The 21,289-nt window shown below is 68.2% G+C and carries 21 protein-coding genes and 1 tRNA gene; 5 read left to right on the top strand and 17 right to left on the bottom strand.

From position 1 onward, the window contains the following. The first annotated feature begins 42 nt into the window (after positions 1–42). Positions 43–750 (top strand): lytic transglycosylase domain-containing protein, encoded by a 708-nt coding sequence (locus B7R22_RS19660; RefSeq protein WP_116410464.1) that lies wholly within the window; start codon positions 43–45, stop codon positions 748–750. A gap of 19 nt (positions 751–769) precedes the next feature. Here the strand turns inward: B7R22_RS19660 and B7R22_RS03805 are convergent, their stop codons facing one another. From B7R22_RS03805 to B7R22_RS03775, 7 genes are all read right to left on the bottom strand, one after another. Further along, positions 770–1,432 (bottom strand): histidine phosphatase family protein, encoded by a 663-nt coding sequence (locus B7R22_RS03805; protein ID WP_116410463.1) that lies wholly within the window; start codon positions 1,430–1,432, stop codon positions 770–772. A 36-nt stretch (positions 1,433–1,468) separates the two neighbouring features. Beyond that, a complete protein-coding gene (locus tag B7R22_RS03800; protein WP_116410462.1) occupies positions 1,469–2,782 on the bottom strand; it encodes an acyl-CoA dehydrogenase family protein in 1,314 nt (437 codons plus the stop codon). A 216-nt stretch (positions 2,783–2,998) separates the two neighbouring features. Then, positions 2,999–3,070, bottom strand: a tRNA-Gln gene (locus B7R22_RS03795). Between the two features lie 106 nt (positions 3,071–3,176). Continuing rightward, the gene (locus tag B7R22_RS03790; RefSeq protein ID WP_116410461.1) at positions 3,177–3,593 is read right to left on the bottom strand and encodes a VOC family protein; all 417 of its coding nucleotides are present in this window, start codon (positions 3,591–3,593) and stop codon (positions 3,177–3,179) included. A gap of 328 nt (positions 3,594–3,921) precedes the next feature. After that, positions 3,922–5,166 (bottom strand): NAD(P)/FAD-dependent oxidoreductase, encoded by a 1,245-nt coding sequence (locus tag B7R22_RS03785; RefSeq protein WP_116410460.1) that lies wholly within the window; start codon positions 5,164–5,166, stop codon positions 3,922–3,924. A 2-nt stretch (positions 5,167–5,168) separates the two neighbouring features. Further along, positions 5,169–6,809 carry a glutamate--tRNA ligase gene (gltX, locus tag B7R22_RS03780; protein WP_116410459.1) on the bottom strand — a complete coding sequence of 547 codons (1,641 nt, stop codon included), beginning with the start codon at positions 6,807–6,809 and terminating at the stop codon, positions 5,169–5,171. Between the two features lie 86 nt (positions 6,810–6,895). Next, complete coding sequence (locus B7R22_RS03775; RefSeq protein WP_253258859.1) at positions 6,896–7,561, bottom strand: TetR/AcrR family transcriptional regulator; 666 nt, start codon at positions 7,559–7,561, stop codon at positions 6,896–6,898. 79 nt (positions 7,562–7,640) lie between these two features. On the opposite strand from B7R22_RS03775, the gene B7R22_RS03770 reads away from it, so the two are divergent. Then, entirely contained in the window at positions 7,641–8,018 is a 378-nt protein-coding gene (locus B7R22_RS03770) for a VOC family protein (RefSeq protein ID WP_116410458.1), read from the top strand. Between the two features lie 146 nt (positions 8,019–8,164). Here the strand turns inward: B7R22_RS03770 and B7R22_RS03765 are convergent, their stop codons facing one another. From B7R22_RS03765 to B7R22_RS03750, 4 genes are all read right to left on the bottom strand, one after another. Next, on the bottom strand, positions 8,165–8,923 hold the full coding sequence (locus B7R22_RS03765) for a fumarylacetoacetate hydrolase family protein (protein WP_116410457.1): 759 nt from the start codon (positions 8,921–8,923) through the stop codon (positions 8,165–8,167). Positions 8,924–8,933: 10 nt separating this feature from the next. Beyond that, positions 8,934–10,049, bottom strand: coding sequence for a branched-chain amino acid aminotransferase (locus B7R22_RS03760; RefSeq protein WP_116410456.1), 1,116 nt, complete (start codon positions 10,047–10,049; stop codon positions 8,934–8,936). Further along, complete coding sequence (locus B7R22_RS03755; protein WP_116410455.1) at positions 10,046–11,134, bottom strand: 3-isopropylmalate dehydrogenase; 1,089 nt, start codon at positions 11,132–11,134, stop codon at positions 10,046–10,048. Before B7R22_RS03755 ends, B7R22_RS03760 begins: the two co-directional genes overlap by 4 nt. Before the next feature lie 71 nt (positions 11,135–11,205). Further along, complete coding sequence (locus B7R22_RS03750; protein WP_172582188.1) at positions 11,206–12,771, bottom strand: MFS transporter; 1,566 nt, start codon at positions 12,769–12,771, stop codon at positions 11,206–11,208. A gap of 111 nt (positions 12,772–12,882) precedes the next feature. Between B7R22_RS03750 and B7R22_RS03745 the strand changes: the two genes are divergently transcribed. Continuing rightward, complete coding sequence (locus B7R22_RS03745; RefSeq protein WP_116410454.1) at positions 12,883–13,461, top strand: TetR/AcrR family transcriptional regulator; 579 nt, start codon at positions 12,883–12,885, stop codon at positions 13,459–13,461. Positions 13,462–13,503: 42 nt separating this feature from the next. Here B7R22_RS03745 and serA read toward each other — a convergent pair whose 3' ends face one another. After that, positions 13,504–15,093 carry a phosphoglycerate dehydrogenase gene (gene serA / locus B7R22_RS03740; RefSeq protein ID WP_116410453.1) on the bottom strand — a complete coding sequence of 530 codons (1,590 nt, stop codon included), beginning with the start codon at positions 15,091–15,093 and terminating at the stop codon, positions 13,504–13,506. 83 nt (positions 15,094–15,176) lie between these two features. On the opposite strand from serA, the gene B7R22_RS03735 reads away from it, so the two are divergent. Then, positions 15,177–15,575 carry a DoxX family protein gene (locus B7R22_RS03735; protein ID WP_116410452.1) on the top strand — a complete coding sequence of 133 codons (399 nt, stop codon included), beginning with the start codon at positions 15,177–15,179 and terminating at the stop codon, positions 15,573–15,575. A 150-nt stretch (positions 15,576–15,725) separates the two neighbouring features. Here the strand turns inward: B7R22_RS03735 and B7R22_RS03730 are convergent, their stop codons facing one another. Next, complete coding sequence (locus B7R22_RS03730; protein ID WP_147305287.1) at positions 15,726–16,157, bottom strand: hypothetical protein; 432 nt, start codon at positions 16,155–16,157, stop codon at positions 15,726–15,728. 4 nt (positions 16,158–16,161) lie between these two features. Beyond that, positions 16,162–16,845 (bottom strand): hypothetical protein, encoded by a 684-nt coding sequence (locus B7R22_RS03725; RefSeq protein ID WP_116410450.1) that lies wholly within the window; start codon positions 16,843–16,845, stop codon positions 16,162–16,164. Between the two features lie 206 nt (positions 16,846–17,051). Here B7R22_RS03725 and B7R22_RS03720 point away from each other — a divergent pair, with 206 nt between their 5' ends. Beyond that, positions 17,052–17,342 carry a hypothetical protein gene (locus B7R22_RS03720; protein ID WP_147305286.1) on the top strand — a complete coding sequence of 97 codons (291 nt, stop codon included), beginning with the start codon at positions 17,052–17,054 and terminating at the stop codon, positions 17,340–17,342. Positions 17,343–17,812: 470 nt separating this feature from the next. Here B7R22_RS03720 and ilvC read toward each other — a convergent pair whose 3' ends face one another. From ilvC to B7R22_RS03705, 3 genes are all read right to left on the bottom strand, one after another. Next, a complete protein-coding gene (gene ilvC, locus B7R22_RS03715; RefSeq protein WP_116410448.1) occupies positions 17,813–18,838 on the bottom strand; it encodes a ketol-acid reductoisomerase in 1,026 nt (341 codons plus the stop codon). 95 nt (positions 18,839–18,933) lie between these two features. Next, positions 18,934–19,440, bottom strand: a complete 507-nt coding sequence (gene ilvN, locus B7R22_RS03710; RefSeq protein WP_116282058.1) for an acetolactate synthase small subunit — start codon at positions 19,438–19,440, stop codon at positions 18,934–18,936. Between the two features lie 4 nt (positions 19,441–19,444). Further along, positions 19,445–21,280, bottom strand: a complete 1,836-nt coding sequence (locus tag B7R22_RS03705; protein WP_116410447.1) for an acetolactate synthase large subunit — start codon at positions 21,278–21,280, stop codon at positions 19,445–19,447. Positions 21,281–21,289 lie beyond the last annotated feature (9 nt).

The raw sequence follows: 21,289 nt of genomic DNA, 5'->3' as shown, positions 1-21,289 counted from the left end.
TAGGGTCGTTACGCATTCGTGATCGAAACAGAGGATAACTGGATGAATTTGCTGAACGGAACCGTGCGTCGCCGCCTGGTACAGGCCCTCGCCGTGAGTTGCGCACTGGGCCTTGCCGGCACAGTGGCCATTCCTTTCGCAAACGCCTCCACGATGCAGAACGCATCCTTCGCCTTCACCCCCACGCAGAACGCGATGGCCGTCGGCCAGAGCTTCGACGGCCAGGCCGCTGGAGCCATTGCCGCCCAGCGTGACGACTACATCGCCACCGATCCCGCCGTGCTCGCCGCGCAGAAGGCGGCTGTTGCAGCTGCTGCCGCAGCCAAGGCCGCAGCAGATCTCGCCGCCAAGACGGCCGCGCAGAACGCGTCGAGCTCATCCTCGTCGTCATCGTCGTCGTCGTCCTCGAGCAGCAGTTCGGGTGCGCCCGCCGCAGCGACTCCGAACCCCGGTTCGGCCCAGGCCATCGCGAAGGCGATGCTCGCCGACCGCGGAATGGGTGACGACCAGTACTCGTGCCTCGTCTCCCTCTGGAACCGCGAGTCGGGCTGGCGCGTCAACGCCTACAACGCGGGGTCGGGTGCGACGGGTATTCCGCAGGCTCTCCCGGGCAGCAAGATGGCCAGTGCGGGCGCCGACTGGGCCACGAACCCGGCCACGCAGATCACCTGGGGCCTCGGCTACATCGCGGGCCGCTATGGCACCCCGTGCGGTGCCTGGGCGCACAGCCAGTCAGCCGGCTGGTACTAGTCGCCGAGCGCGGCTGGTACTAGTCGCCGAGCGCGTCAGCCGTCGGGTCAGGGGCGAGCACGTCTTCGAGCTGGGCGCCACCGATCGGCTCTCCGGCCCAGTAGGTGACATTCCAGCCGTCGGTGGGTGAACCCTCGAGCACCACGACCGCCGTGTTGTGCAGCGGGTGGGTGCGACTGAAGTCGGGGTCGATGTTGGCTGCGGCGTAGGAACTCCACGCCCGGATCGCCGCCCCGTGGCTGAAGACCGCGACGGTGGAATCCGGATGCTCGGCAGCAATGCCCGCGATCGCCCCGGTGTACCGCCGGTAGAACTCGTGGCCGTCCTCCCCGCCCGGGATCCGCCCGTCGAGGCTCGTCCACCACGAGAAGACCGTGGACATGTAGATCGTGATCGCCTCTTCGTCGGATCGCTGCTCCAGGTCTCCGGAGGTGATCTCCTCGAGCCCCTCGACCTGTCGCACCTCGAGCCCGCGCTCGTTCGCGAGCGGCCGCGCCGTCTCGTGGGTGCGCTTCATCGTCGACACGTAGATCGCTGCCAGGCGTTCACCCGACAGCGCCGCGGGGATGGCCGCCGCCTGCTTCTGGCCGAGCTCCGTGAGCCCTGGCCCGGGTACGACGGCACCGATGGCGCCGTTCACATTGTCAAGCGTCTGGCCGTGTCTGATCAGGAGGAGTCTCATCCCTCCCAGTTTACGAGATGCCTCGCTTCCCGAGGATCAGGTGTACCAGCTGGGCTCGGGAACCTCGTTCAGCAGCACATACTGGCCGACCTCGCGCTTCTTGTACGCCACCGGGTCGTGCAGGCTGTGCGTGCGGAGGTTCCGCCAGAAGATGTCGAGCCCGACGGAACTCGCGGATGCCCGGGCACCCGTCAGCTCGAAGACCTTCGTCGCGGTCTCGAGCCCGTCTTCGATGATCCGCAGTTTCGCCGCGGCGATTCGCACGGCGATCTCGCCGCGCCGACGCTCGGTGAGCTCCTCGCGTGGCGCGTGCAGCACCTCGCTGATCTCGCGACCGACGGCATCGAGAAGTGCCTCATCCGCCCACAGCTTCGAGGCCAGTTCGCCGTAGCCGTCGAGCACGTACGCCTCCTCGCTGGCGCGCTGCTTGTTGTCGCCGCCGTACGGCCAGGCCCGTGAGTTCGTGCGGGTGTACGCCGATGCCGCCTGCAGCGCACCCTCAGCGATACCCTGGTAGAAGTTCGCGAAGACCAGCTGGATGGTCGGCACGTTCAGCGTGTTGTAGACGAGCGGCTGGAAGACCCTGCCGACGAAGCCGGCCGCGGACGCCCAGTCCACGCGCACGTCGCGGATCTCGACCGACCCCGACTCGGTGAGCCGCTGGCCGAGGCTGTCCCAGTCGTTTCCGAACACGATGCCGGGCTGGTCGGTCGGCACGATCGCGAAGATGTGCGTCTCCGTGCCCTGCAGCACTCCTTCGAGCACGGTCAGGTCGCTGACGACACCGCCGGTCGAGAAGGACTTGTGGCCGGTGAAGACGAGCTGGTCGCCGTCTTCGACGATGGTGAGGTCGGAGTCGCGCGGGTTGACGGCTCCCCCGAACAACAGGGTGTTCTCGGTGTAGAGCTGCTCGACGGCGGCGATCTGCTCCTCCGTTGCCACGAGCCGCGCGGCCCACGCCCACAGGTAGTGGTAGCCGAGCAGCTGGCCGATGGATCCGTCGCCGCGGGCGACCGTGCGGATCACCGTGTAGGCCGTCTCCCACGTCTGCCCACCGCCGCCGAACGCTGCCGGGCCGAGGAGCGTGACCAGGCCGGAGGCCTTCAACAGCGCCACCTCGGCGTGCGGGGCCGCGCCCTCGCGGTCCCGTTCGAGAGCATCGATGCGCAGGATGTCGGCCACCTCCCCGGCCCTGGCGATCCAGTCGGCGCTGGTCTCGGGGCGGGCGGCGCCCCGCCAGCGGTCGGTGAGCCCGGCTGCGTTGGCCGCGGCGCTGGCCGTGGTGCTGGTCGTGTCGGCCGCGCTGGCGGCACGGGATGCTGCGGTGGGTGCGTCATTCGTGAGGGTCACGGTGTTCCTTCCGGTCGATGGCCGCAACACTATGCGCGCGGCACGCCGGAACGCCGAACATGTCGGGAGGTGACGCAGCGTGACGCCGCGAGACCGGGGGCTTCTACCCGCCGTGCGCCCAGGCCCTTCGGGCCGTTGCGACCGGGCAGAAGATCGCGTCACGCGAGGCAACAAAAAAAGACCCGGGATCACCGGGCCTTTCTTGAAATACAAGCGCTGGGGTACCTGGACTCGAACCAAGAACAAAAGAATCAGAATCTTCCGTGTTGCCAATTACACCATACCCCAAGGGCGTGGCCCCACGATCTCGGGCCGACGGTCTACTTTAGCCTACGTTCGCCCTCTGCCAAAACCGAGGCACCGGGCATCCACACCCCGGGCATCCAGCCGCCGGTCATGCGCCAGCGATGTTCACCAGCCAGTTGATGCCGAACCGGTCGGCGCACATGCCGAACTGATCGCCCCAGGGCGCCTTCATCAGCGGCACGGTCACGGTGCCGCCGTCGCCCGAGAGCGCCTGCCAGAACCCGGTGAGTTCGGCCTCGTCGGCCGGTCCGCCCGACAGGGACACCGAGATGGTGTCGCCGGGGTTGTACGGCATGGACTTCGGCGTGTCCGACGCCATCAGCGTGAGCCCGCCGGGCGTCGTGAGCTGCGAGTGCATGATCAGGTCGGCCTCGGCCGGATCCTCACTCGCGTGCATTTCGCCGAAGGTGCTCCGGATGATCTCCCCACCGAACACGTTCTGGTAGAAGTCGAGCGCCGCGCGGGCGTCGCCCCTGAAGCCGATGTACGGGCTGAGAATGGTCATGGTGCGTCTCCTGTCGGGTGGTGGGCTCCCCCGAACGCCCGTGCGCCCAGTGTGGCGCAGGCGAGCCTCTCGCAGCAAGCAATTCGTGCGCGGACGTTCACCAAGCGAGCAGTGGGATCTGCTGCAGGCTCGCTTCGGCCCGCAGCAGGCGGAACGGACACCATTCTGCGTATCCTCGCCAGATACGGCGGCGGATTACTGGAACCGTGTCCGTTCCGGCGGTGCATTCGGCGGGAGCGGCGTGCAGGACAGCTGTCGCGGTCAGGCCGCCAGGCGGAGGCTGGAGCTACAGCTACAGCTACAGCTACAGCTACAGCTACAGCTAGAGCTAGAGGATGCCCATCAGGTGGCGGTTGATCGCCGCAGCCACCTTGGCGCCCTCGCCCGCGGCGACGACGAGCTGCTGCGCACCGGGCGGGGTCGAGTCGCCCGCCGCGAACACACCGGGCACTGACGTGCGGCCGAGCGGATCCGTCACGAGCAGGCCGTCATCGTCGGTGGCGACGCCGAGCATGCCGACGTAGTCGAGCGCGGGCGTCCACACCGGGCGGATGAAGCCGCCGCTCCTCAGGATGACCGATCCGTCTGCGAGCGCCACGCCTGTCATACCGCCGCGGTCACCCTCGATGCTCGCGATCGGGCGTCGTTCGACGCCGATGCCCCGGGCATCCAGAGCCGCTTCGTCGCCCGCGTCGAGCTCGGCGACCCCGTTCGTGAACACGATCAGGTCGTTGGACCACTGAGAGAGCAGCAGCGCGCGCTCGGCGAGGTCGTCGGTCTCGCCGATTAGGGCGAGGGGCGCGTCGGACTGCTCGTATCCGTCGCACTCGGTGCAGCTGTGCAGGTCGGTTCCGTAGTAGGTACGGATGCCCGGAAGGGCCGGCAGCGTCTCGGAGAGCCCGGTGGCGATGAGCACCGCACGGGTCGTCGCGGTGCGGTCGCCCGAACCGCGGATGCCCTTCGAGCGTACGACGAAGAGTTCGCCCCCGGGAGGGGTGGGTGCTGCGGGGGTGGGTGTCGTGGTGGTGGGTGTGGCGGAGGGCTCCTCCATGCGCTCGATGCCCGTGACCAGCGCCTGGTGGAAGCTGGCCTCCGGGTAGTGCTCGAACTCCTCGCGGCCGAGCTTCCGGAGTTCGAGCGGCGAGACACCGTCGCGGGTGAGGAAGCCGTGCGAACGGAGCGTGGCCGAGTGCCGGGGTCGGTTGCTGTCGAGCATCAGCACGCGCCGCCGTGCGCGCACGAGGTTCAGGCCGGCGCTCAGCCCGGCGGGGCCGGCGCCGATGATGACCACGTCGAACACCTCGTCCGGGTCGGGTTCTGCAGTCAGGCGGTCGTCCGCGGCGGGCGACGAGCCGTCGGCTCCGGATGCCCGATCGGGAAGGAGCCCCGACGCGGGGCCGTGTCGGCGGGCGCTCTTCGCGGGCCCGAAGGTGACGACGGGCGGTTTCGCAGGGGGCTCGGCAGCTGCGGTCGCGGCAGCATCAGCCGCCTGCGTGCGGGCAGCTGCGAGCGCCGCCTCTGTTATCTCACCGACGGCGGCGGCGACCGCGTCGGAACGGATCAGTCGTCCCATCGTTATGACGCGTGAGCCGCAGCATCCGGAGCCGACGGCGAACCGCCCGCCGCACCCGTACCCGAACCGCCCGTCGCACCCGCACCCGCACCCGAACCGCCCGCCGCACCCGCGCCGGCACCCGCGCCGGCGTGCATCGCCGAGAGGCGCACGAGCCGCGCGAGCGTCTCCTCCTTGCCGAGGATCTGCATCGACTCGAACAGCGGCGGCGAGATCTTGCGACCCGAGAGCGCCACCCGGAGGGGGCCGTAGGCGATCCGCGGCTTGAGGCCGAGGCCCTCGATCAGAGCTGCTGCGAGATCGTCCTTGATGCGCTCGTGCGTGAACTCCGAGAGCTCGATCAGCTCAAGGGCACCGACGGCCGCGGCCAGGATCACACCCGAGTTCTCGGGCAGGGTGGCCAGGGCATCCGGCTGGTAGTCGAGCGAAGCGGCCGTCTCAAACAGGAACCCGAGCATCGCCGGCGCCTCCCCCAGCAGCGCCATGCGCTCCTGCACGAGCGGGGCTGCCTCTGCGAGGGTGGCGAGTTGCGCATCCGTCGCCGGCAGCGTCAGGATGCCCGCGGACTCCAGGTACGGAAGGGTACGTGCTGCGAAGTCCTCGACGGCGAGCAGCCGGATGTGGTCGCCGTTGATCGATTCGGCCTTCTTCAGGTCGAACCGGGCAGGGTTCGGGTTCACGTCGACAACGTCGAAGGCGGCGACCATCTCGTCGATCGAGAACACGTCGCGGTCGTGGGTGAGCGACCAGCCGAGCAGCGCCAGGTAGTTGACGAGACCTTCGGGGATGAAACCGCGGTCCCGGTGGTGGAACAGGTTCGCCTCAGGATCGCGCTTGCTCAGCTTCTTGTTGCCGTCGCCCATCACATAGGGCAGGTGGCCGAAGCGCGGGATGAACGTGGTGACGCCGATCTCGACCAATGCACTGTAGAGCGCGATCTGGCGGGGTGTGGACGAGAGGAGGTCTTCGCCCCGCAGCACGTGCGTGATACCCATCAGCGCATCGTCGACGGGGTTCACGAACGTGTAGAGCGGGGCGCCATTCGGGCGCACGACGACGAAGTCGACGAACGAGCCGGCCGGGAAGGTGATCTCACCCCGAACCAGGTCATCGAAGCTCAGATCGGTGTCGGGGACTCGCAGACGTAAGGCCGGCATGCGACCCTCGTCGCGGAAGGCCTGGCGCTCGGCCTCGGTCAGCCCGCGGTCAAAGTTGTCGTAGCCGAGCTGCTTTGCACGTCCCGCCGCGGCGTTCCGGGCGTCTATCTCCTCGGCTGTCGAGTAGCTCTCGTAGAGGTGTCCGCTCGCCTTCAGTTTCTCGATGAGGTCGAGGTAGATGCCGGAGCGCTGGGACTGGCGGTAGGGGCCGTTCGGCCCGCCGACGTCGATGCCCTCGTCCCAGTCGATGCGGAGCCAGCGGAGACCGTCGAGCAGCTGCTCGTAGCTCTCCTCGGAGTCGCGGGCGGCGTCGGTGTCTTCGATGCGAAAGACAAGTTTTCCGCCGTTGTGCCTGGCGTACGCCCAGTTGAAGAGGGCGGTGCGGATCAGCCCGACGTGTGGGGTTCCGGTCGGCGACGGGCAGAACCGCACGCGCACGTCGGTGCCGGTGGCCGTGGAGAAGGGAGGGAGTTCTGTAGATGGCATACTGCTGCCAATTCTACGGTGCGGAGGCACGGCCGTGCTGGGCGCGGGCTTCGGCTCAGGGCCCGCGTTGGGGCGCGGGCTTCGACTCAGAGCCCGCGTTCCACCATGTCGAGCACCCGCGCGGTCGCGCCGTCGATCATCTGCGCGCTGAGGCCCCGGAGCGGGCCGTCGATCACGAGCATCCCGAGACCGTGTACGGCCGACCACGCGTAGAGCTCCGCGTTCGCCCGACGCTCGGGTGGGAGAATCCCGGCCGCGGCCCAGGCGTCGAGCGCCGCGCTGAGGATCTGGAACGGGGTGCGCCCGGCCGCACCGGCCTTGGCTGCATCGAAGCTGTTGGCGAGCTGGTCGGGCACCGAGAAGGCGGTGCGGAACAGTCCGGGCTCGTCGCGGGCGAAGGCGAGGTAGCCGGTGCCGACCGCGCGGAGCATGGCCCGGGCATCCGTCGCCGCGTCTCCGGTGCCCGATGCTCCGCTCACGCAAGCGACCTCGACCTCCATGGCGTCTGCGGCCCGCCCCTGGGCGATGTCGGACACGGCTCGCAGCAGCGCCCCCCTGTCGGCGAAGTGGCGGTAGGCGGCGTTCGGTGAGACGCCTGCGCGGCGGGTGGCCTCTCGGAGCACGACGGCGTCGGGCCCGCCCAGCTGGGCCATCTCGACTCCCGCACCGACCAAGGACCCGCGTAGATCACCGTGACGGTAGGTCGTTCGCGCCGAACCGGTCGCCTCACCTGCGTTCAGCTGACCACTCACCGGCCACTCCCCTAGACAACACGACTGTCGCATGCGATTGTTGACATTGTACACATTATCTTTTCAGCGAGGAGTGCACATGTTCACCACGACCGGCGCCTTCAGCGGATTCTCCGTCGACGACATCCCCGCAGCACGACGATTCTACGGCGAGACACTCGGCCTCACCGTGACCGACAACGCCATGGGGTTCATCGAACTGCACCTGGCGAGCGGCGGCACCGTGCTCGCCTACCCCAAGCCGAATCACGAGCCGGCGTCGTACACGATGCTGAACTTCCCCGTGCCGAACATCGACACTGCGGTGGATGACCTGCGGAGCCGCGGCGTCGACACGAACATCTACGCGGGGGGCGGGATGCCGGTCGACGAGAAGGGCATCATGCGGGGAAACGGGCCCGACATCGCATGGTTCCGTGACCCGGCGGGCAACGTGATCGCGGTCATCCAGGCCTGACCGCCCGCGCCCAGCCGTCGCCGCCCCGCGCCGTCGCCGCCCCGCGCCCCGCGGGTTCCGCTACGGTTTGTCGCTTACGCCGATGCGCGCGCAGGCGCGGAAGCGACAAACGTGCGCGGAACGTGTGCACGGTGGGCGACGAGCGCTCAGCGAGCCCGGTTCGAGAGGGTACCGAGGCCGGCGATCGAGATGTCGACCGTCTGGCCCGAGGTGAACGGTGAGACCCCGGCGGGCGTACCCGTGAGGATCACGTCGCCCGGCAGCAGTGTGAAGGCGCGCGAGGCGTATGCGACGATCTCGGGAACGGTGAAGATCATCTCAGAGAGGTTGCCCTCCTGGCGAAGCTCCCCGTCGACGCGAGCCTCGATCAAGGCATCCCGCCAGTTGAACTCGGTCTCGATGTAGGGGCCGAGCGGGCAGAACGTGTCGAACCCCTTCGCCCTGGCCCACTGGCCGTCGAGCTTCTGCAGGTCGCGGGCCGTCACGTCGTTCGCGATCGTGTAGCCGAAGATCACATCAGCGAAATCTTGCGCCCGCACGTTCTTCGCCACGCTGCCGATCACGATCGCCAACTCCGCCTCGTGCTCGATCTGCTGGCTGTCCGGCGGCAGCACGATCATGTCGCCGGTGCCGATCACCGACGTGTTCGGCTTCAGGAACAGCAGCGGCCGCTCCGGCACCACCCCGCCCATCTCTTTCGCGTGATCAGCGTAGTTCTTGCCGACTGCGACCACCTTCGAGCGCGGGATGACCGGGGCCAGCAGCTTCGCGGTGGCGAGCGGCACACGCTCCTCGGTCGTGACGAACCCCTGGAACATCGGATCGCCCTGCAGCACCACGATCTCGTCGCCGTCGATGATGCCGTACCGGGGGTCTTCGCCTGTGCTGAATCGCGCAATCTTCACGCTGGCAAGCCTAGCCGTCGAGGCGGGTCAGCCAATTGTGCGTGTCGGGGATGCGGCCGTACTGGATGTCGGTCAGCTCCTGCCGGAGCGACATCGTGAGCTCCCCGGCGGGGGCATCCGCCGAACCGAGCGCGAAGTCGTCGGCGAGCAGCTGCGCGACGGGCGTGATGACCGCCGCCGTGCCGCAGGCGAACACCTCGACGATGTCGCCGGATGCCGCACCGGCTTTCCACTCCTCGATCTCCACCCTGCGGTACTCGACGTTGTGTCCGCGGTCACGCGCCAGCGTCATGATGCTGTCGCGGGTGATCCCCGAGAGGATGCTGTCGGATTCTGGCGTGACCAACGTGCCGTCCTTGTAGACGAGGAACAGGTTCATGCCACCGAGCTCCTCGAGGTACTTGCCCTCCTGCGAGTCGAGGAACAGCACCTGCGCGCAGCCCTTCTCATAGGCGAGCTCCTGCGGAAGCAGGGAGGAGGCGTAGTTGCCGCCCGTCTTGGCGGCGCCCATGCCTCCCCGCCCTGCCCGGTTGTAGTCAGCCGAAAGCCAGATGTTCACGGGTGCCACACCGTTCGAGAAGTACGCACCGGCAGGGGACGCGATGAGGTAGTAGCCGACCTTCTGCGCCGAACGCACACCGAGGAAGCTCTCGGTCGCGAACATGAACGGGCGGAGGTAGAGGCTCGTCTCGGCGGCGTCGGGCACCCAGGATCCGTCGACCGCGACGAGCTGCTTCAGCGACTCGATGAAGTCCTCGGTCGAGAGTTCCGGCAGCGCGAGCCGCTGGGCCGACCGTTGCAGGCGGGCCGCATTCGCCTCGGGCCTGAACGTGTGGATCGAGCCGTCGGCGTGACGGTATGCCTTCAGGCCCTCGAAGATCTCCTGGGCATAGTGCAGCACGGATGCCGCGGGGTCGAGCGAGATCGGGCCGTAGGGCAGCACCTGAGCGTCGTGCCAGCCGCCGTCGAGCGTCCACTCGATCGAGACCATGTGGTCGGTGAAGTGCTTGCCGAAACCGGGGTCGGCGAGGATCGCCTCGCGCTCGAGCTCTGCGCGGGCATCCGTCGACGGGGTGAGCGCGAACTTCAGCGGAAAGGATGTGGCGGCAGGGGCCGTGGCAGTCATGATGTTGTCTCCTGGGAAACGAGCTCTGAACTGAGCAGATTGACGATGGCGTCGCCCACTTCGGCGGTTGTGCGGCGGCCGGAGGTGGCGGTTCGGCCCGCGAGATCGCTGGTGACGGCGGTGCGGATCCTCGTTGCCGCCTCGGGCAGACCCTGCTGGTCGAGGAGGAGGGCGACGGAGAGGATCGCGGCCGTCGGGTCGGCGATCTGCTGGCCTGCGATGTCGGGAGCGGAACCGTGAACCGGCTCGAACATGCTGGGGAAGGCGCCCGTCGGGTTGATGTTTCCCGAGGAGGCCATACCGATGCCACCGCTGATTGCGCCGGCCAGATCGGTCAGGATGTCGCCGAAGAGGTTGTCCGTGACGATGGTGTCAAGCGTAGCAGGATTCGTCACGAAGAAGATCGTCGCGGCATCCACGTGCAGGTAGTCGACGGCCACGTCGGGGTACTCGGTGGCCACGGCGTTGACTGTGCGCATCCAGAGGTTGCCGCTGAAGACGAGCACGTTGTTCTTGTGCACCAGCGTGAGTTTCTTGCGCGGCCTGCTGTTCGCGAGGTCGAAGGCGAATCGCACGACACGTTCCACGCCGAACGCCGTGTTGACCGACACTTCGTTCGCGATCTCGTGCGGTGTGCCGACACGGATCGCACCGCCGTTGCCGACGTACGGGCCCTCGGTGCCCTCGCGCACGACGACGAAGTCGACGTCTCCGGGGTTCGCGAGCGGGCTGACCACACCGGGGAAGATCGTGGTAGGCCGGAGGTTCACGTAGTGGTCGAGGGCGAAGCGCAGCTTCAACAGCAGCCCGCGCTCGATGTTCGCATCCTTCAGGCGCGGGTCGCCGGGCACGCCGCCGACCGCTCCGAGCAGGATGGCGTCGTGCGAGGCGATCGACGCCAGGTCGTCGTCGGTGAGCACATCGCCGGTGGCGAGAAAGCGGGCAGCACCCAGCTCGAACGGCGTCTTCTCGATCGTCACGCCGGCGCCCGGTGCGACCGCGTCGAGAACCTTCAGCGCCTCAGCGACGACCTCGGGGCCGATGCCGTCCCCGGGAATGACGGCAAGACGAATGACGCGAGACATGGCGGCTCCAGCACTGGGTCGGGATTGATTCCTCCACAGTACAACCCGCCGCCGGGCGGGAGGCGGGGTGGCTAGCCGCGCGCCTTCCGCAGGGTGATGAGCGCGAGCACGGTGGCCGCCACCATCAGGGCCGCACCGATGCCGCTGGTCACGACCACTCCGCTGTCGAAGGCTTCGCGGGCCGAGTGCAGCAGCGCCTGTCCGAGACTGTACGGCAGGTCGCCGGCCACGCTCACCGCGCCGCCGAGGGTCTCGGTCGAAGCCGTCGCCTGCGATTCGGAGAGGCCGGCCGGCAACACCAGGCTCGACCGGTAGAAGGCGGTCAGGATGCTCCCGAGCACGGCGGTGCCGAGCACCGCACCGAGCTCGTAGGCCGTCTCGGAGACCGCGGAGGCTGCCCCGGCCTTGTGCTCGGGCACCACGGAGATGATCAGGTCGTTCGAGATCGTCTCCGCCGCCCCGATCCCGATCGCGAGCACCACGAAGGCGATCGCGAGAGTGGTCGCCGTGGCGTTCTGGCCGGTGAGCATCACGATGATGTACGCGGTCGCCGAGAGCACGAGCCCTCCGGCCACGACGAGGTTCGGACGCACCCAACGCACCAGCGGCACGACGGCAAGGCCGGCCACGACCATCACGATGAGACCGGGGACGAGGGCGAGAGCTGCATCGATCGGCTGCATCGCCAGCACCAGCTGCAGGTGCTGCGAGACGAAGAACAGAAAGCCCACCAGCGCGACGACGCTCAGCAGGTTCACGAGCACCGCACCGCTGAACGCACCCACCCGGAACAGCCGCATGTCGAGCATCGGGTTCGGTGAGGCGAGCTGGCGGCGCACGAACAGGATGCCCGCCAGGGCGCTGAGCGCGACAAGCCCGAGATCGCTCCAGCTCGCGCCCTCGGTTGCAACCGACTTGATGGCGAAGACGACGGGCACGAGCATCACCATCGAGAGTCCGATGCCGATGAGGTCGAGGCGGCCCGGGTTCGGATCCTTCGACTCGGGGAGGAGGAACGGGCCGAGCACCAGCAGAGGGACCAGCACGGGCACGGCGATGAGGAACACGCTGCCCCACCAGAAGTGCTGCAGCAGCACGCCACCGACGATCGGGCCGAGGGCGGCGCCCGCGGCGAATCCCGCAGACCAGATGGCGATCGCGAGGCGGCGCTGGCGACGGTCGGCGAAGATGCTGCGGAGAAGCGAGAGAGTCGACGGCATGAGCATGGCACCGAAGAACGCGAGCGCTCCGCGGCAGACGATCAATGCTTCTGCGGTCGGAGCGAAGGCGGCGACGATGGAGAGCACGCCGAAGCCGACAGCACCGATCATCAGCAGCTTGCGGCGGCCGACCCTGTCGCCGAGGTTACCCATCGCGACAAGAAGGCCGGCGAGCACGAGCGGGTAGGTGTCGATGATCCAGAGCTGCGCGGTCGCGGTCGGCTGCAGGGTCTCGGAGATGATCGGCAGTGCAAAGCTCAGCACCGTGTTGTCGACGGAGATGAGCAGCACCGGCAGCATGAGCACGGCGAGCGCGAGCCAGCCACGGCGGCCGACCCGGAGGTCGGCGGGTTCGGCTGCACCGAGGCCCTTGCCGGAGTGCGAGGGCAGGCCGATGGGGCGGGTGTAGCTGGTCATGATTCGTTTCTGGCTGAAGGCGTTGCCCGGGCATCCGGTGTCGGATGCGTTCGGGTTGTGGCTTCAGTATACCGTCCAGCCGGTACAGTGGCAAGCCGGTACGATGGGCACATGCCTTCCGCGCCGCCAGCCTCAGCGCCAGCCCCCTCCGCCCGCGACCGGGTGCTCGATGCGTTCGAGAGCATCCTGATCTCGCAGGGCGAACGGGCGGCCACCCTCGAGGCGACCGCCGCGGAGGCCGGGGTCAGTAAGGGCGGGCTGCTCTACCACTTCGGCTCGAAGGACGCTCTGGTCGAGGGGCTGCTGGCGCGGCTGGTCGAGCTCGTCGAGGTCGATGTAGAGCGCATCCGCACGGCGGAGACGGGGCCGATCGACTACTTCCTCCGCAGCTCGCTCAACCTCGAGAGCGACCTCGACCGCGCGATCATCGCGACCACACGTCTGGCGCAGGGTTCGCACCCGCAGGCGCGCGACGCCCTCAAGGAGATGCAGGTCTCCTGGTTCGACGTGATCGTCGAGGTCGTGGGCGACCGGGCCCTCGCCCGCACCATCATGCTGATCGGCGACGGCCTGTACTACAACTCCGCGCTGCTCCCCGGCGGGCTCGGCGAGCTCGACCCGAAGAGCGACGACATGGACGAGGTCATCGCCCTCGTCAACACCCTGGTCGCGGCGCGCGCCCGCGCCTGACCGCCGACTGCGCCACCATCGCACGCCCGAGCGTCGCGCGACTCAGTCGGTGATGTCGATCTCGGTCAGCACGTCGGCCGCGATCGCGACGCGCAGGCGCTCCATGAGCTCCTCGGGCGCCGGCGAGTCGATCGTCAGCACGCTGAGGGCCTTGCCGCCCGCAGCCGTGCGCGCGATCTGCATGCCGGCGATGTTGATGGATGCGTCGCCGAACTCCTTGCCGTACACCGCGACGATGCCGGGGCGGTCGTCGTAGATCATCACGAGCAGGTGCTCCGCGAACGGAACCTCCACGTCGTAGCCGTTGATCTCCACGATCTTCTCGATCTGCTTCGTGCCGGTGAGCGTACCCGAGACCGAGATCTGCGATCCGTCGCTGAGGGCGCCTGTGAGCGAGATGACGTTGCGGTACTCCTCGGAGACCGCATCCGTGATCAGGCGGACCGTGACCCCGCGCTGCTCGGCGAGCAACGGAGCGTTCACATACGACACGGTCTCACTGACCACATTGGTGAAGATGCCCTTGAGTGCGGCGAGCTTCAGCACGCTCACGTCGAAGGCGGCGATCTCTCCGCGGATGACGACATCCACCGACGTCAGCGGGCTGCCCGCGAGACCGGCGAACACCTGGCCGAGCTTCTCGACGAGGGCGATACCCGGTCGCACCGAGGGGTCGATCACTCCGCCGGCGACATTCACGGCATCCGGAACCAATTCGCCCGACAGCGCGAGCCGCACCGACTTCGCGACGGAGACACCGGCCTTCTCCTGTGCCTCGTCGGTCGACGCACCGAGGTGCGGGGTGACGACGACATTCTCGAGGCCGAGCAGTTTGTGGTCGGTGGGCGGTTCGCTGACGAACACGTCGAGACCGGCGCCCGCGATCACGCCGGAGGTCAGCGCGCGGAACAGCGCGTCCTCATCGATGAGCCCGCCGCGCGCGACGTTCACGATGTAGGCGGTCGGCTTCATCAGCGCGAGCTGCTCGTCGCTGATCATGCCGGTCGTCTCGGGCGTCTTCGGCATGTGGATCGTGATGAAGTCGCTCTGGGCGAGCAGTTCATCCAGAGTCAGCAGGGTGACGCCGAGCTGCTGGGCGCGGGCCGACGTGATGTAGGGGTCGTAGGCGACGACGTTCGTGCCGAACGCCTGCATGCGGGCCGTGATCAGCGCGCCGATCCGGCCGAGGCCGATGATGCCGACCGTCTTCTCGAAGATCTCGGTGCCGGTGTACTTCGAACGCTTCCACTGGCCCTGGGCGAGCGCACTGTGCGCCGCGGGAATGTGCCGTGCAAGGCTCAGGATGTGTCCCACCGTGAGCTCGGCGGCCGAGACGATGTTCGACGTGGGGGCGTTGACGACCATCACGCCGGCGGTGGTCGCGGCCTTGATGTCGACGTTGTCGAGGCCGACACCGGCGCGCGCGATGACCTTCAGCGACGGAGCCGCGGCGATGGCCTCCTCGTCGACCTTCGTCGCCGAGCGCACCAGGATCGCGTCTGCCGTGGCGAGCGCCGCGAGCAGTGCGGGGCGGTCCGTGCCGTCGATGTTGACCACGTCGAAGTCGGGGCCGAGGGCCTCGACGGTGGCGGGGGAAAGTTCTTCTGCGATCAGCACGACCGGTTTTGACACGAAGGGATTCCTTACGGTGAAGCGCCGGCGGCGGGCTCGCGGGCGACGTAGCCCCTCAACTTTAGTGCCTGCAGAATGGGAGCATGGAATCCGGGACACACAGCGTCATCCATCTCGTTGTGACGATCGTACTGGCGGCCGTGTTCCTGCTGATGGGGCTGAACCACTTCGTGCCGTCGTCGGTGCGCACCATGGCCGCGATGATCCCGCCCGCGATGCGGCGGCCGGGCATCCTGAACCCGCGTGCGCTCGTGTACCTGACGGGGCTCTGCGAGGTGGCGGGCGGGATCGGGCTGCTCGTGCCAGTGCTCCGTCTGGCGGCTGCCGTGGCGCTCGCGGTGTTCCTCGTGGCGGTGTTCCCGGCGAACGCGTATGCGGCCGGGCGGCGTGAGAAGTTCGGGGCGCTGGCGATCCCGCTGGTGCCGCGGGCGGCGGGTCAGGTGCTGCTGATCGCGCTGGTGCTGTTCGCCGGGCTGGGCTGAGGGGCGGGGCTCCGGATGCCCGGGGCTGGGCTGGCGCGCTCGGGCGCCGGATACCTGGGTGCGCGCCATCCGTGCACAATTCAGGCATAGTGGGTCGCCGCGTCGGAATGCGGGCTGGCGGCGCCTCTCTCCTGAATTGTGGGCGGAGGCTCAGATGACGAACGGCACGATGCTGCGGTAGAGGCTCTGCAGGTCGAGCGTGATGACGGCGACGACCGCGAAGCCGACCAGGAACACGAGCAGGGCGGATCCTGCCCGAAGCCGGCGGGTGCCCCACAGGATGAGCGCATAGACGAGGATCGGCACGACGATCAGCCCGACCAGCGTGAAGACCGCGTTGCCGGGCATCGCGACATCCACGCTGGCGAACGACTGCGTAAGACCGATCAGGTTCGAGAGGCCCTGGAAGGCGTCGAGCGCGTACAGGAACGCGAAGACGATGGCGACGATCCAGCCGGCGCGGCCGCGCACGCGCTTGGTCGGGCGCGCGTTCTTCGTCGGCCCGGAGGTGGCCGTGCCGGGCCGGGCAGGCTTCCGAAGAGAAGGCCGGCCGGCGCCAGACTGTGCGGATTCAGAAGTCACAGGTTCAGTATCCCGTCAGAAAGGGCCAGGGAAGCAGCACGACGACGCCGATGAGGAGCCAGACCACCCGCACCGGAACGCGCCTCTTCGCGCCGACCAGCAGCGTGACGATGAGCCAGAGCGCCGGCGCCGCGATGGCGAGGATGTTCTGCGCGGACTGCACGATCCCGGCCAGCGAGGTGTCGGCCACGGGATTGCGGATGAACGTCACGAGCCAGCCGACCGTGTACAACAGGAAGATTCCGCCGAAGAGCCCGAAGGCGATGAGCCCGGCGGAACTGAGCGGCTCGGCCTCCTTCTCGGCCGCGGCGAGGTCACGTTCGGCGGCTGCGTCTTCTGCGGCGTCCGCCTCCTCCTCGACGGTGCGGGTCGGGGCGGTGGCTGCTGCCTCAGGGGCGGACGTCATTGTCGGGGCGACGGACGTGGTTGCCGGGGCCGCCGGGGTGGTCGCCGGGGCCGGATGCTGGGCGGATGCTTCGCCGAGCGACTCGACCGCGACAGCGCGGCTCGATGCGTGGGGCGAGAGCGGCGCGAGTGGCGGAGCGGGTGCCGACGAGCTGAACGCGTCGACGATGGGAATGTCTTCCTCGAGGTCGTCCTCGTCGAGGGCCTCGGGATGGGGGGCGGCATAGGTGGGGTCGTTCTCGTCGCCCCAGCTGAGTGCGTCGTCGTCGGGATCGCGTGCCATGGTTCCAGATTACCGGCAGCCCCGACTCCCGCCCACAAACCCGCGCGCCATCACGCACCCGTCGCGCGCCCGTCGCGCGGAGCCCGTGGTCGACGGGCTCGCCGTCACTAGGATGGCGGCATGAGCGCAGTCGACTACTTCATCGCCGGTGACCATGACGCGGCCGCCAGGTGCTGGCCGACGCGCTGCGGTCGCAGGGTTTCGAGGTGGCGACGTCTCCGCTCGGCGGCTGGGATGTGACGCGCGGCAGCGCCACGACGACCGCCCTGCTCGGGGCGTTCGCCGGCCGCGAGAAGCAACGGCTGGAGTACCGCCTTGAGTTCTTCGAGCAGAACGGAGAGCTCATCGCACGCCTCGGCCGGTCATCCGGAGCCGGGATGCTCGGCGGCGCGATCGGCGTGGCCCGCTCCGCCGACGTCTTCACCGAGCTCGACCAGGCCGTCGGCACGGCCCTGACGAACGCCCGCATCCTCACGAACGCGGTGCACCACCCCTGACCCCCGCCGAGGCCGCCCGCCGGAGCGGCCCACGGAATGCGCTGGGTCGATCGTCGGCGCATACGAGATGGATTGCTCCAGCGCATTCCGTAGCGCGCACCAATGAGACGCGACGAAGGGCTGGCCCACGGCGGAGCGTCGGACAAGGGCGCTCTGCGTACCCCAACAACGACGGATCCCCCGCCACACGGGGTGGGGGGGTCCGAAACCCGCAACCGGGGGCGGCGTGCGCTTGCGGCGCGAGGGCTCCGCCGCGTCGGGAACGGATGCCCGTTGAGGGCACCCGCCGCGTTCGATCAGCGCGCCGCTGATCCTTCGCCTTGCGACGGCCAGGGGCCGGCGCATCCGACAAGCACAGCGTCCGCATTGCGGACTGCACCGAGGTCAGCGCGCAGCGCTGCCCTTCGCCATGCGACGGCCAGGGGCCGGCGCACCTACAAGCACAGCACCGCGCAAGCGGCACCGAAGGATCAGCGCGCAGCTGATCCTTCGGTGTAGTCCGCGTCAGTCTGCTTCCACGCGAACAGCGCGCGCAGTTCGCGGCCGGTCTCCTCGATGGGGTGCTGGGCACCCTTCTCGCGGAGGGCCAGGAACTCGGGTGCTCCGGCGTCCTGGTCGGCGATGAAGCGGGCGGCGAACGCGCCGCTCTGGATGTCGGCGAGAACGGCCTTCATGTTCTCCTTGACGTCGGGGGTGATGACGCGCGGGCCGGAGACGTAGTCGCCGTACTCCGCGGTGTCGGAGACCGACCAGCGCTGCTTGGCGATGCCACCCTCCCACATGAGGTCGACGATCAGCTTCAGCTCGTGCAGAACCTCGAAGTACGCGATCTGGGGCTGGTAGCCGGCCTCGATCAGCGTCTCGAAGCCGTACTGCACCAGCTGCGAGGTGCCACCGCAGAGAACGGCCTGCTCGCCGAACAGGTCGGTCTCGGTCTCTTCGGTGAACGTGGTCTTGATGCCGCCGGCACGGAGGCCGCCGATGGCACGGGCGTACGACCAGGCGAGCGCCCAGGCTGATCCCGATGCATCCTCTTCGACCGCGACGATGACGGGAACGCCGCGCCCCGCCTCGAACTCGCGGCGCACGGTGTGGCCCGGTCCCTTGGGGGCGACGAGCAGGATGTCGGTGCCCTCGGGTGCCTCGATGTAGCCGAAGCGGATGTTGAAGCCGTGGCCGAAGACCAGCGCGGTGCCGGGCTTCAGGTTCGGGGCGATGTCGTTCTTGTAGATGCCGCGCTGGTGCTGGTCGGGTGCGAGGATGACGACCACGTCGGCCCAGGCGGTGGCGTCGGCGACGGAGAGCACCTGGAAGCCGGCCTCTTCGGCCTTGGCCTTGGATGCCGAACCCTCCTTGAGGGCGACGACGACCTCGACACCGGAGTCGCGGAGGTTCAGCGCGTGGGCGTGGCCCTGCGAGCCGTAACCGACGACCGCCACCTTCTTCGCCTGGATGAGCGACAGGTCGGCGTCTGCGTCGTAGAAGATTTCAGTCACTTGAGTTCTTGCTCCTTGTTTGTTGACGGGTGGTTCGGGATGCGGGGGAAAAGGGGGCGGCGGCGGGAAGCCGCCGGGTCAGTTCTTTCGAGCAGTCAATTTTTATAGACGCGCTCGGTGATCGACTTGCTGCCGCGGCCGATCGCGAGGAGGCCCGACTGGGCCATCTCCTTGATGCCGTACGGCTCGAGCACACGGAGGAACGCGGTGGTCTTGCCACTGTCGCCGGTGACCTCGATGACGAGGGCATCGGTCGCGACATCCACAACCCGCGCCCTGAAGAGCGTGACCGCTTCGAGCACCTGCGACCGGGTGACGTTGTCGACCTTCACCTTGATGAGGAGGTGTTCGCGCTGCACCGACTGGTTGGGGTCGAGCTCGACGATCTTGATCACGTTGACGAGCTTGTTGAGCTGCTTGGTGACCTGCTCGAGCGGCAGTTCCTCGACGTCGACGACAACGGTGATGCGGGAGAGACCCTCGATCTCGCTCGCACCGACCGCGAGAGACTCGATGTTGAAGCCGCGGCGGGCGAACAGGCCGGCGACGCGGGTCAGCAGACCCGGTTTGTCTTCGACAAGCAGTGACAGGACGTGGCTCACGGGTCTACTCCTCTTCCCACTCGGGGGCGTGCTCGCGGGCGTACTGCACCGACGAGTTCCCGACTCCCTGGGGAACCATCGGCCAGACCATCGAGTCGCGGCTCACCACGAAGTCGATGACGACGGGCCGGTCGTTGGTCTCGATCGCCAGCTTGATGGCAGCGTCGACGTCTTCTTTCTTCGTGACCCGGATGCCGAGGGCACCGTAGGCGTCGGCCAGCTTCACGAAGTCCGGGATCATGATCGTGCCGTCCCCGGTGTTCAGGTCGGTGAACGAGTGACGGCCGTCGTAGAACAGCGTCTGCCACTGGCGCACCATGCCGAGGGAGGAGTTGTTGATGATCGCGACCTTGATCGGGATGTTGTTGATCGTGCAGGTCGCGAGCTCCTGGTTGGTCATCTGAAAGCAGCCGTCACCGTCGATCGCCCAGACCGTGCGGTCGGGGTTAGCCACCTTGGCACCCATCGCAGCGGGCACGCCGTAGCCCATGGTGCCGGCGCCGCCGGAGTTCAGCCACGCGTTGGGGCGTTCGTACTTGATGAACTGCGCCGCCCACATCTGGTGCTGGCCGACTCCCGAGGCGTAGATGCCCTCGGGGCCGGTGATCTGGCCGATGCGTTCGATCACGTACTGCGGAGAGATGAGGCCGTCGTCGGGCTCGTCGTAGCCGAGCGGAAACTGCTTCTTCAGATCGTTCAGGCGCGCCCACCACTCGGAGATGTCGGGCTTACCGGCACCCACCTCGACCGCGGACGCGACAGCGTCGGCGTAGGCCGCGGTGAGGTCGACGATGACGTCGCGCGCGTCGCCCACGATCGGCACATCGGCCAGGCGGATCTTCGAGATCTCGGCGGGATCGATGTCGACGTGCACGACCTTGGCGTCGGGCGCGAACTCGCTCACCTTGCCGGTCACCCGGTCGTCGAACCGCGCACCGAGGGAGATGAGCAGGTCGCTCTCCTGAAGCGCCAGCACGGCGGGCACCGTGCCGTGCATACCGGGCATCCCGAGCGCCTGCGGGTGCGAGTCGGGGAACGCCCCACGCGCCATCAGCGTGGTGACGACGGGCACGCCGGTGAGTTCTGCGAGCTTCAGCAGTTCGGCTGACGCGGATGCCCGGATGACACCACCACCGACGTAGAACACCGGGCGCTTCGCAACGGCCAACAGCGACGCGGCGGCCTGGATCTGCTTGCCGTGCGCCTTCACGACGGGACGGTAGCCGGGCAGGTCGACCTTCGACGGCCAGACGAACGGCGCGGAGTTCTGCTGCGCGTCCTTCGTGATGTCGACGAGCACCGGGCCGGGGCGACCGGTGGAGGCGATGAGGTGGGCGGCGGCGAGCGTGGCCGGGATGTCCGCGGCGTCCCGCACCAGGAAGGAGTGCTTTGTGATCGGCATCGTGATTCCGACGATGTCGACCTCCTGGAAGCCGTCGGTTCCGATCAGGTGCGAGAAGATCTGGCCGGTGATGAAGAGCGTCGGCACCGAGTCCATGTAGGCGTCGGCGATCGCCGTGACCAGGTTCGTCGCACCGGGACCGGATGTCGCGATCGCGACGCCGACCTTGCCGGTGGAGGAGGCGTAGCCCTCGGCAGCGTGACCGGCACCCTGCTCGTGGCGCACCAGGATGTGGCGGATGGCCGTCGATGCCATCAGTTCGTCGTAGAACGGGATGATCGCGCCCCCGGGGAGGCCGAAGACGTCTTTCACCCCCAACAGCTCGAGCGAGCGGAGTATCGCTCCCGATCCGGTGAGGATCTCGGGCTCGACTCTGGCCGCCGCGGGGCGGCCGGGAGTTCGGAGGTTGGACGGCACGGGAAGTGATTCCGTGGACATAAGAGGGGA

Origin of the sequence: Subtercola boreus (genome assembly GCF_003399635.1) — a bacterium.
Taxonomy (GTDB): domain Bacteria; phylum Actinomycetota; class Actinomycetes; order Actinomycetales; family Microbacteriaceae; genus Subtercola; species Subtercola boreus_B.
The sequence above is the reverse complement of the archived record's forward strand: the minus strand, read 5'-3'. Positions and strand labels throughout refer to the sequence as shown.